A 9375-nucleotide genomic window follows, 5' to 3' on the forward strand; every position below is an offset into this window, starting at 1 on the left:
CGCCATCTCCGGCTTCCCGACCGACCGCGGTTGGTCCGATCACCCCTACCAGGGCGGCTTCCTCACCAGCGCCGCTGACTTCGACGCCGCCTTCTCCGGCATCAGCCCCCGCGAAGCCCTAGCCATGGACCCCCAACAGCGCCTCATCCTCGAGGCATCCTGGGAGGCCTTCGAACGGGCCGGCATCGACCCGGCCGACGCCCGTGGCAGCGACACCGGCGTGTTCATGGGCGCCTTCTCCGCCGGCTATGGCAACGACGGCGACGATTCTCCTGCGACGGCCGGCGCGGTCAGCGTACTGTCCGGCCGGGTCTCGTACTTCTTCGGTTTCGAAGGCCCCGCAATGACGGTCGACACGGCCTGTTCGTCGTCCCTGGTCGCCCTGCATCAGGCCGGCCATGCCCTGCGGCACGGCGAGTGCTCGATGGCCCTGGTCGGCGGCGTCACGGTGATGGCCACCCCGCGCACCTTCATCGAATTCGCCCGTCAGGGCGGCCTGGCCTCCGACGGCCGGTGCAAGGCGTTCGGCGACGCGGCCGACGGCACGGGCTGGTCCGAGGGTGTCGGCGTCCTCCTGGTCGAGCGCCTGTCCGACGCCAAGCGCAAGGGCCACCGTGTCCTCGCCGTCGTACGCAGCTCAGCCGTCAACCAGGACGGCGCCTCCAACGGCTTGACGGCTCCGAATGGCCCGTCCCAGCAGCGAGTGATCCAGGCGGCACTCGACAACGCCGGTCTGACCCCGGCCGACATCGACGTGGTCGAGGCGCACGGCACCGGCACCACCCTCGGCGACCCGATCGAAGCCCAAGCCGTAATCGCCACCTACGGCCAGGACCGCGACCGACCACTGCTCCTCGGCTCAATCAAATCCAACGTCGGCCACACCCAGGCCGCCGCGGGTGTCTCCGGCGTCATCAAGATGGTCATGGCCATGCGACACGGCGTCGTACCGCAAACCCTGCACGTGGACGAGCCAACCCGCCACATCGACTGGACCGCCGGAGCGGTGCAACTGTTGGCCCAGAACCAGTCATGGCCAGAGACTGGCCGCCCACGCCGCGCCGGTGTGTCATCGTTCGGCATCAGCGGCACCAACGCCCACGTGATCCTGGAGGGCGTGCCCGAGGAGCCGGCCCGCCCTGACGAGCCCTCCGAACTGACCCCGCTGCTCCTCTCGGCCAAGACCCCCGCAGCCCTGACCCAGCTCGAAGACCGCCTCCGCGCCTACGTGACTGGCAGCCAAGATCTGACGGCTGTTGCGTCGACGTTGGCTGAGACGAGGTCGTTGTTCGACCACCGCGCCGTCCTGCTGGGCGAGGACACGGTCACAGGGGTGGCCGAGCCGGATCCGCGAGTGGTGTTCGTGTTCTCGGGTCAAGGTTCGCAGCGCGCCGGCATGGGTGATGATCTCGCCGCCGTGTTCCCGGTGTTCGCGAAGATCCGTCAGCAGGTGTGGGATCAGCTCGACATCCCCGACCTGGATGTCAACGACACCGGCTATGCCCAACCGGCCCTGTTCGCCCTGCAGGTTGCGTTGTTCGGTCTTCTCGATTCTTGGGGGGTACGCCCAGACGCCCTGATCGGCCATTCGATTGGTGAACTGGCAGCCGGCTATGTGTCGGGCATCTGGTCACTGGAGGATGCCTGCACACTGGTGTCGGCTCGTGCCCGGTTGATGCAGGCCCTGCCGCCGGGCGGGGTGATGGTCGCTGTCCCAGTCTCCGAACAACAAGCCCAGCCTGTGCTCACCGACGGGGTCGAGATCGCCGCGGTCAACGGACCCGCGTCGGTCGTGCTCTCCGGCGACGAAACAGCAGTGCTGCAAGCGGCCGCCACACTAAGCGACCGGGCCAAGCGGCTGGCCACCAGCCACGCCTTCCACTCGGCCCGGATGGAACCGATGCTCGACGAATTCCGGGCCGTCGCCGAGCAGCTCACCTATCAGACCCCGCAAATCGCCATGGCCGTTGGGGACGGACCCGACTACTGGGTGCGGCAGGTCCGCGACACCGTCCGATTCGGTGAACAAGTCGCCGCTCACGACGGCGCGGTATTTGTCGAACTCGGACCCGACGGAAACCTGGCGCGGCTGATCGACGGCATCGCGACACTCGACCGCGACAACGAACCACGAGCGGCACTCAAAGCCCTCGCGCGACTGCATGTGCGCGGCGTGAAAGTCGACTGGCCGATCACCGCCGGACGCCGGGTGTCGGATCTGCCGACCTACGCCTTCCAACGGGAGCGCTACTGGACGACCGCGGCGGGCCGGCCGGGCGACGTATCCGGGCTGGGCCTGACCGCGGTGCGGCATCCCCTCTTGGGCGCGGCGACCGCGCTACCTGGCTCGGACGGTGATGGCGTCGTGTTGACCGGCCGGGTGTCGCTGGCCACCCATCCGTGGCTAGCCGATCACGCGGTGCGGGGCAGTGTGTTGTTGCCGGGTACGGGGTTCGTGGAGCTGGTCGTCCGGGCCGCCGCCGAGCTTGGCTGTGACGTCGTCGACGAGCTGGTGATCGAGAACCCGCTGCCGCTTCCGGCCTCGGAGAGCGTTCAGTTGTCGGTGAAAGCCGGAGCGGGCACGGTCACCGTCTTCTCCCGCGCGGCCGACGCGGACGCCTGGACCCAGCACGCCACGGCGACGATCAGCACGTCCGACGGCCCGGTCACCGCGCCGGACCTGGTCGTGTGGCCGCCGGCCGGAAGCCTGGATGTGTCGGACCTGTACGACCGGGTCGCAGCGGTCGGCTACGAGTATGGTCCCGCCTTCCAGGGTTTGCAGGCGGCCTGGCGCGCCGGCGACACGATCTACGCCGAGGTCGCCCTGGCGGAGCCTCAGACACCGGATGCGCCCCGGTTCGCCGTACACCCCGCGCTGCTCGACGCCGCCTTGCACGCCTGCATGCTGCACACCCCTGAGGCACCACAGGAGGTGCGACTTCCGTTCTCCTGGAACGGCATTCACGTCCGAGGCGCCACCGACGGCCCGACGATGCTCCGCGTCGCGGTCACACCCGGGCCGGACGGCTGGAACATCCAGGCCACCGACGAGGTCGGCCGTGCGGTGGTCACGATCGACTCCCTGGTCACCCGGCCGGTCACCACCGACACCGATGACGTGTATGTCGTCACCTGGACCGAGATCCCGGTTCCGGACGAGGCGCCCACCGCCGACGTCGTGGTCTTCGCCGCCCACCCCGGCAGCGACGACCCGCTCACCGAGGCTCGGGTGCTGACCACCCGTACCCTTCACGCTCTGCAGGCCGAGCTCATCACCGACAACACGCTGATCGTGCACACTGGAACCGACCTCGCCTCCGCCGCCGTGTCGGGCCTGGTCCGCTCCGCCCAAACCGAACACCCCGGCCGCTTCGTCCTGGTCGAAAGCGACGCCGCTCTCACCCACGACCAACTGACCGCGGCCACCACGCTCGACGAACCACGAGTGCGGGTCACCGACGGCCGTTGGGAAGCACCACGGCTGAGCCGCGCGCATCCGTTGGCCATCCCCGACGGCGACTCCTGGCAGCTGCGACAGCCCCGGACGGGCACCCTGCATGACCTCACCCTCGCCGAGGTTCCGCAACGACCTTTGGAGACCGGTGAGGTACGCATCGCCGTCCGCGCCGCCGGCCTCAACTTCCGCGACGTCCTCATCGCCCTGGGCAAATATCCGGGCGGGGGAGCGATCGGCAGCGAGGCCGCGGGCATCGTCCTCGAGACCGGTCCCGGGGTGCACGACCTGGCCCCCGGCGAGCGTGTCTTCGGGCTGGTCGAAGACGGCTTCGGGCCGACCGCTGTCACCCAACGCCGGCTGCTGGCCGCAATGCCCGCCGACTGGTCCTTCACCACGGCGGCGTCGGTCCCGATCGCGTTCGCCACTGCCTACTACGGCCTGGTCGACCTGGCCGGCCTCAGTGCGGGGGAGTCCGTCCTGATCCACGCCGCTGCGGGTGGCGTCGGTATGGCGGCCACCCAGATCGCCCGCCACCTTGGGGCCACTATCTACGCCACCGCCAGCGTCACCAAGCAACACTTGTTGCGCCAGGCCGGAATCGCCCAGATCGCCGATTCACGCACCACCGACTTCCGCAACACCTTCCCGCAGGGCATCGACGTCGTCCTCAACTCCCTGACCGGCGAGTTCATCGACGCGTCGCTCGACCTGCTGGCCCCGGACGGCCGGTTCATCGAGATGGGCAAAACCGATATCCGGGCCGGGGTTCGTGCCTTCGACCTGCTCGATGCGGGCCCGGACCGACTGCGGGAAATCCTCACTGAACTACTCGCCCTGTTCGAGCAGGGCATCCTGCAACCCCTGCCCGTCAAGACATGGGACATCCGCCAAGCACGCGACGCGTTCAGCTGGATGAGCCGCGCCCGCCACACCGGCAAAAACGTCCTGACCATCCCCCAGCCGATCAACCCCGACGGCACGGTGCTCATCACCGGCGGCTCTGGAGTCCTGGCCGGCATCCTCGCCCGACACCTCGTGACCGACAAAGGCATCCGACACCTGCTGCTGCTCTCCCGCAGCACCCCCGACCAGGCCCTGATCGACGAGCTCACCGAGCTCGGAGCCGAGGTCGACACCGCATCATGCGACGTGTCCGACCCCGAGCAGCTCGCCCACGCACTGGCCGGGGTCACTCTCAGCGCGGTCGTTCACACGGCGGGAGCGCTCGACGATGGCATCATCGAGGCCCAGACCCCCGAGCGGCTCGACGCCGTATTCGGACCCAAAGCCGACGCCGCCTGGCACCTGCACCAACTCACCCAGCACCACGACCTCGCCGCCTTCATCGTCTACTCCTCCGCCGCGGGCGTGCTCGGAGCGGCCGGGCAGGCCAACTACGCGGCGGCCAACGCGTTCCTCGACGCGCTCGCCGAACGGCGCCAAACGGAAGGTCTCCCCGGCCTGTCACTGGCCTGGGGCTTGTGGGAAGACGCCAGCGGCCTCACCGCCAGCCTCACCGACACCGACCACCAGCGCATCCGCCGCGGCGGCCAGCGAACCATCACCGCCGAACACGGCATGCACCTCTACGACAGCGCCGCCACCCTCGGCGAACCGATGGTGGTCGCCGCCCCGATGAACCTGGCCCAGGAGGGCGAGGTCCCGGCGTTGATGCGGGCACTGCAACGCCCGGTCGCCCGCCGCGCCGCCGTCGACATGACGCGAAGCCTGTCCGCTCTGGCCCCGGCCGAACGAGAACAGGCTCTGCGGAAGGTGGTGAGTGACAGCAGTGCGATGGTGCTCGGGTACGCCGAGGGCCGCGACGTCACACCGACCGCCGCGTTCAAGGACCTGGGCGTCGACTCGCTGACCGCCGTGGAACTGCGCAACAGCCTGGCCAAGGCGACCGGGCTGCGACTGCCGGCCACGATCGTGTTCGACTACCCGACCCCGGGCGCGCTCGCCGCCCGGCTGAGCGAACTGCTCGCCCCGGCGGAACCGGAACCCGTTCCCGAGGAGCAGGAGCTGCGCCGGGCGCTCGCGGCCGTACCGATTGAGCGGTTCCGGGAGGCGGGCGTGCTGGACGCGCTGCTGCGGCTGGCCGGCGCCACCACAGCGGCCGAGCCGGAACCCGCCGACGACGACCTCGTCGATGCCATGGACGCCGAGGCCCTCATCAAGCATGTGCTGGAGGGGGAACGATGAACGACGACCAGATCGTCGACGCCCTACGGAAGTCGATCAAGGAGAACACGCGACTCCGCAAGGCCAACGCCTCCCTCCAGGCCGCCCGGGACGAACCGCTGGCCATCGTCGGCATGGCCTGCCGGCTGCCCGGCGGCGTCGAGTCCCCGGAAGACCTGTGGCGGCTGGTCGAGTCGGGCACCGACGCGATCTCCGGCTTCCCGGCCGACCGCGGCTGGCCCGACCTCCCGCTGCGCGGCGGTTTCCTTGACGCCGCCGCCGATTTCGACGCCGCGTTCTTCGGCATCAGCCCCCGCGAGGCCCTGGCCATGGACCCGCAGCAGCGGCTGATCCTCGAAGCGACGTGGGAGGCGTTCGAGCGGGCCGGCATCGAACCGGGCTCGGCGCGCGGCAGTGACACCGGTGTCTTCATGGGCGCTTTCTCGGGCGGGTACGGGGCCGGCGCCGACCTGGCCGGCTTCGGCGTCACCGCCGGTGCTGTGAGCGTGCTGTCGGGCCGCGTGTCGTACTTCTTCGGCCTCGAAGGCCCCGCGGTCACCGTCGACACGGCGTGCTCGTCGTCGCTGGTGGCCCTGCACCAGGCCGGGCATGCGCTGCGGCAAGGGGAGTGCTCGCTGGCCCTGGTCGGCGGGGTCACCGTGATGCCGATGCCCGAGATCTTCGTCGAGTTCTCCCGCCAGGGCGGCCTGGCCCCCGACGGCCGGTGCAAGGCGTTCGCCGACGCCGCCGACGGCACGAGCTGGTCCGAAGGCGCCGGCGTGCTGGTCGTCGAACGGCTCTCCGACGCCGAACGCAACGGCCATCGCGTACTCGCTCTGGTCCGCGGCTCGGCCGTCAACCAGGACGGCGCCTCCAACGGCCTGACCGCCCCCAACGGCCCGTCCCAGCAGCGAGTGATCCAGGCGGCCCTGTCCAGCGCCGGCCTGTCCCCGCACGAGGTCGACGTGCTCGAAGGCCACGGCACCGGCACCCGCCTGGGCGACCCGATCGAGGCCCAGGCCGTGATCGCCACCTACGGCCGCAATCGGGAACGGCCGCTGATGCTGGGTTCGTTGAAGTCGAACGTCGGCCACACCCAGGCGGCCTCCGGCGTTTCGGGTGTCATCAAGATGGTCATGGCCATGCGACACGGCGTCGTACCGCAAACCCTGCACGTGGATGAGCCGTCCCGCCACGTCGACTGGACCACCGGAACGGTGCGACTCGCCACCGACAACCAGCCCTGGCCCGAGACCGGTCACCCGCGCCGGGCCGCGGTGTCGTCGTTCGGCGTGAGCGGTACGAACGCCCACGTGATCCTGGAGGGCGTGCCCGAGGAGCCGGCCCACCCCGACGAGCCCTCGGAACTGACCCCGCTACTCCTCTCGGCCAAGTCCCCGGCCGCGCTGACCCAGCTCGAGTACCGGCTTCGGGCCCTTTTGACCGGCGGCCGGGATCTGACGGCTGTCGCGTCGACGTTGGCTGAGACGAGGTCGTTGTTCGACCACCGCGCCGTCCTGCTGGGCGAGGACACGGTCACAGGGGTGGCCGAGCCGGATCCGCGAGTGGTGTTCGTGTTCTCGGGTCAGGGTTCCCAACGCGCCGGCATGGGTGATGATCTCGCCGCCGTGTTCCCGGTGTTCGCGAAGATCCGTCAGCAGGTGTGGGATCAGCTCGACATCCCCGACCTGGATGTCAACGACACCGGCTATGCCCAACCGGCCTTGTTCGCCCTGCAGGTTGCGTTGTTCGGTCTTCTCGATTCTTGGGGGGTACGCCCAGACGCGTTGATCGGCCATTCGATTGGTGAGCTGGCGGCCGGTTATGTGTCGGGGATCTGGTCTTTGGAGGATGCCTGTGCGCTGGTGTCGGCTCGTGCCCGGTTGATGCAGGCCCTGCCGCTGGGCGGGGTGATGGTCGCTGTCCCAGTCTCTGAACAGCAAGCTCAGGCTGTGCTTACCGACGGGGTGGAGATTGCTGCGGTCAATGGACCGTCGTCGGTGGTGCTTTCCGGCGACGAATTCGCGGTGTTGCAGGCGGCGGAAAGCCTGGGTGGCCGGTGGAAGCGGTTGGCGACCAGTCACGCGTTTCATTCGGCGCGGATGGAGCCGATGCTGGCCGAGTTCCGGGCGGTGGCTGGGCAGCTGTCGTATGGGGTGCCGCGGATCGCGATGGCTGTTGGGGACGGACCCGAATACTGGGTGCGGCAGGTCCGCGACACCGTCCGATTCGGTGAACAAGTCGCCGCTAACGACGGCGCGCTGTTTGTCGAGGTGGGACCCGATGGGAGTCTGGCGCGGCTGATCGACGGTATCGCGATGCTCGACCGTGACGATGAGCCGCGGGCCGCGCTGACCGCGTTGGCCCAGCTGCACGTGCGTGGTGTGAAAGTCGACTGGCCGATCACCGCCGGGCGGCGAGAACTGGATCTGCCGACGTACGCCTTCCAACGCCAACGGTATTGGGCGGAGACGGCCTGGTCATCCAGGGACGTTGCCGGGTTGGGCCTGGCGGCGGTGCGGCATCCCCTGCTGGGTGCGGCGACCGCGCTTCCCGGCTCGGATGGTGATGGTGTGGTGTTGACCGGGCGGGTGTCGCTGGCCACGCACCCGTGGCTGGGCGACCACGCGGTGCGGGGCAGTGTGTTGTTGCCGGGTACGGGGTTCGTGGAGCTGGTCGTCCGGGCCGCCGCCGAGGTGGGCTGTGACGTCGTCGATGAGCTGGTGATCGAGAACCCGCTGGTGTTCCCGGGTTCCGAGAGCGTCGAGTTGTCGGTGAAGGCGGTCGAGGGCACGGTCACCGTCTTCTCCCGAGCGAACGAGTCGGAGCACTGGACCCGGCACGCCACGGCCACCATCAGCGCGGCTCAGCACCTTGTCACCCTGCCGGAGTTCGAGGTGTGGCCGCCGGCCGCGAGCGTCGACGTGTCCGGCCTCTACGACCAACTGGCCGCTCTCGGCTACGAGTACGGTCCGGCTTTCCAGGGTTTGCGGGCGGCCTGGCGCGCCGGCGACACGATCTACGCCGAGGTCGGCTTGGCCGACGAGCAGGAATCGGACGCGGCGCAGTTCGCGGTGCATCCGGCCCTCCTCGATGCCGCCTTGCACGCCTGCCTGCTGCATGCCCCGGAGGATCACCAGGAACTGCGGCTGCCGTTTTCGTGGAACAACATCCAGATCGCCTCGACCGGCCCCACCGCCCTCCGTGTCGCCGTGACACCGGTTGACGATGGCTGGAATATCCGTGCCGCCGATGGGAGCGGCCATCCCGTGGCGACCATTGGTTCTTTGATCACTCGTCCGGCTGCCACCGACATCCAGGATCTCTACACCGTCACCTGGACCGATATCACGGACACGACGGCCTCCGACGCGGCTGTGTTCACCGCGCTCCCTACCAGCGACGACGACCCACTCACCCAAGCCCGCACGCTGACCTCTCGAACCCTGGATGCCATCCATACCGCGCTGGCTGATGACAGCACTCTGATCATCCACACCGGCACCGACCTCGCCTCGGCAGCAGTGTCCGGGCTGGTCCGCTCCGCACAATCCGAACACCCCGACCGTTTCACCCTGATCGAAAGCAACCAACCCCTGCCCCCGGTGCCCGTGGATCAGCCCCGACTACGGTTCACCGACGGCCGATGGCAGACCCCCCACCTCACCCGCACCACCACCGCCGAAGCACAGCCCTGGGACCCCGACGGCACCGTGCTGATCACCGGCGCCTCC

The 9375-nt window shown here is 69.3% G+C and carries 1 protein-coding gene and 1 pseudogene; both read left to right on the top strand.

The genetic code is table 11. From position 1 onward, the window contains the following. A pseudogene (locus tag ACGFIO_RS44165) lies at nt 1-5434 on the top strand (type I polyketide synthase); the annotation flags it as partial. Nucleotides 5435-5658: 224 nt separating this feature from the next. Next, nucleotides 5659-9375 (top strand): type I polyketide synthase (locus tag ACGFIO_RS44170; protein WP_392837257.1); only part of this gene is annotated, 3717 nt, incomplete at its 3' end.

The organism is Actinoplanes sp. NPDC049265 (assembly GCF_043197135.1).
Lineage (GTDB): Bacteria > Actinomycetota > Actinomycetes > Mycobacteriales > Micromonosporaceae > Actinoplanes.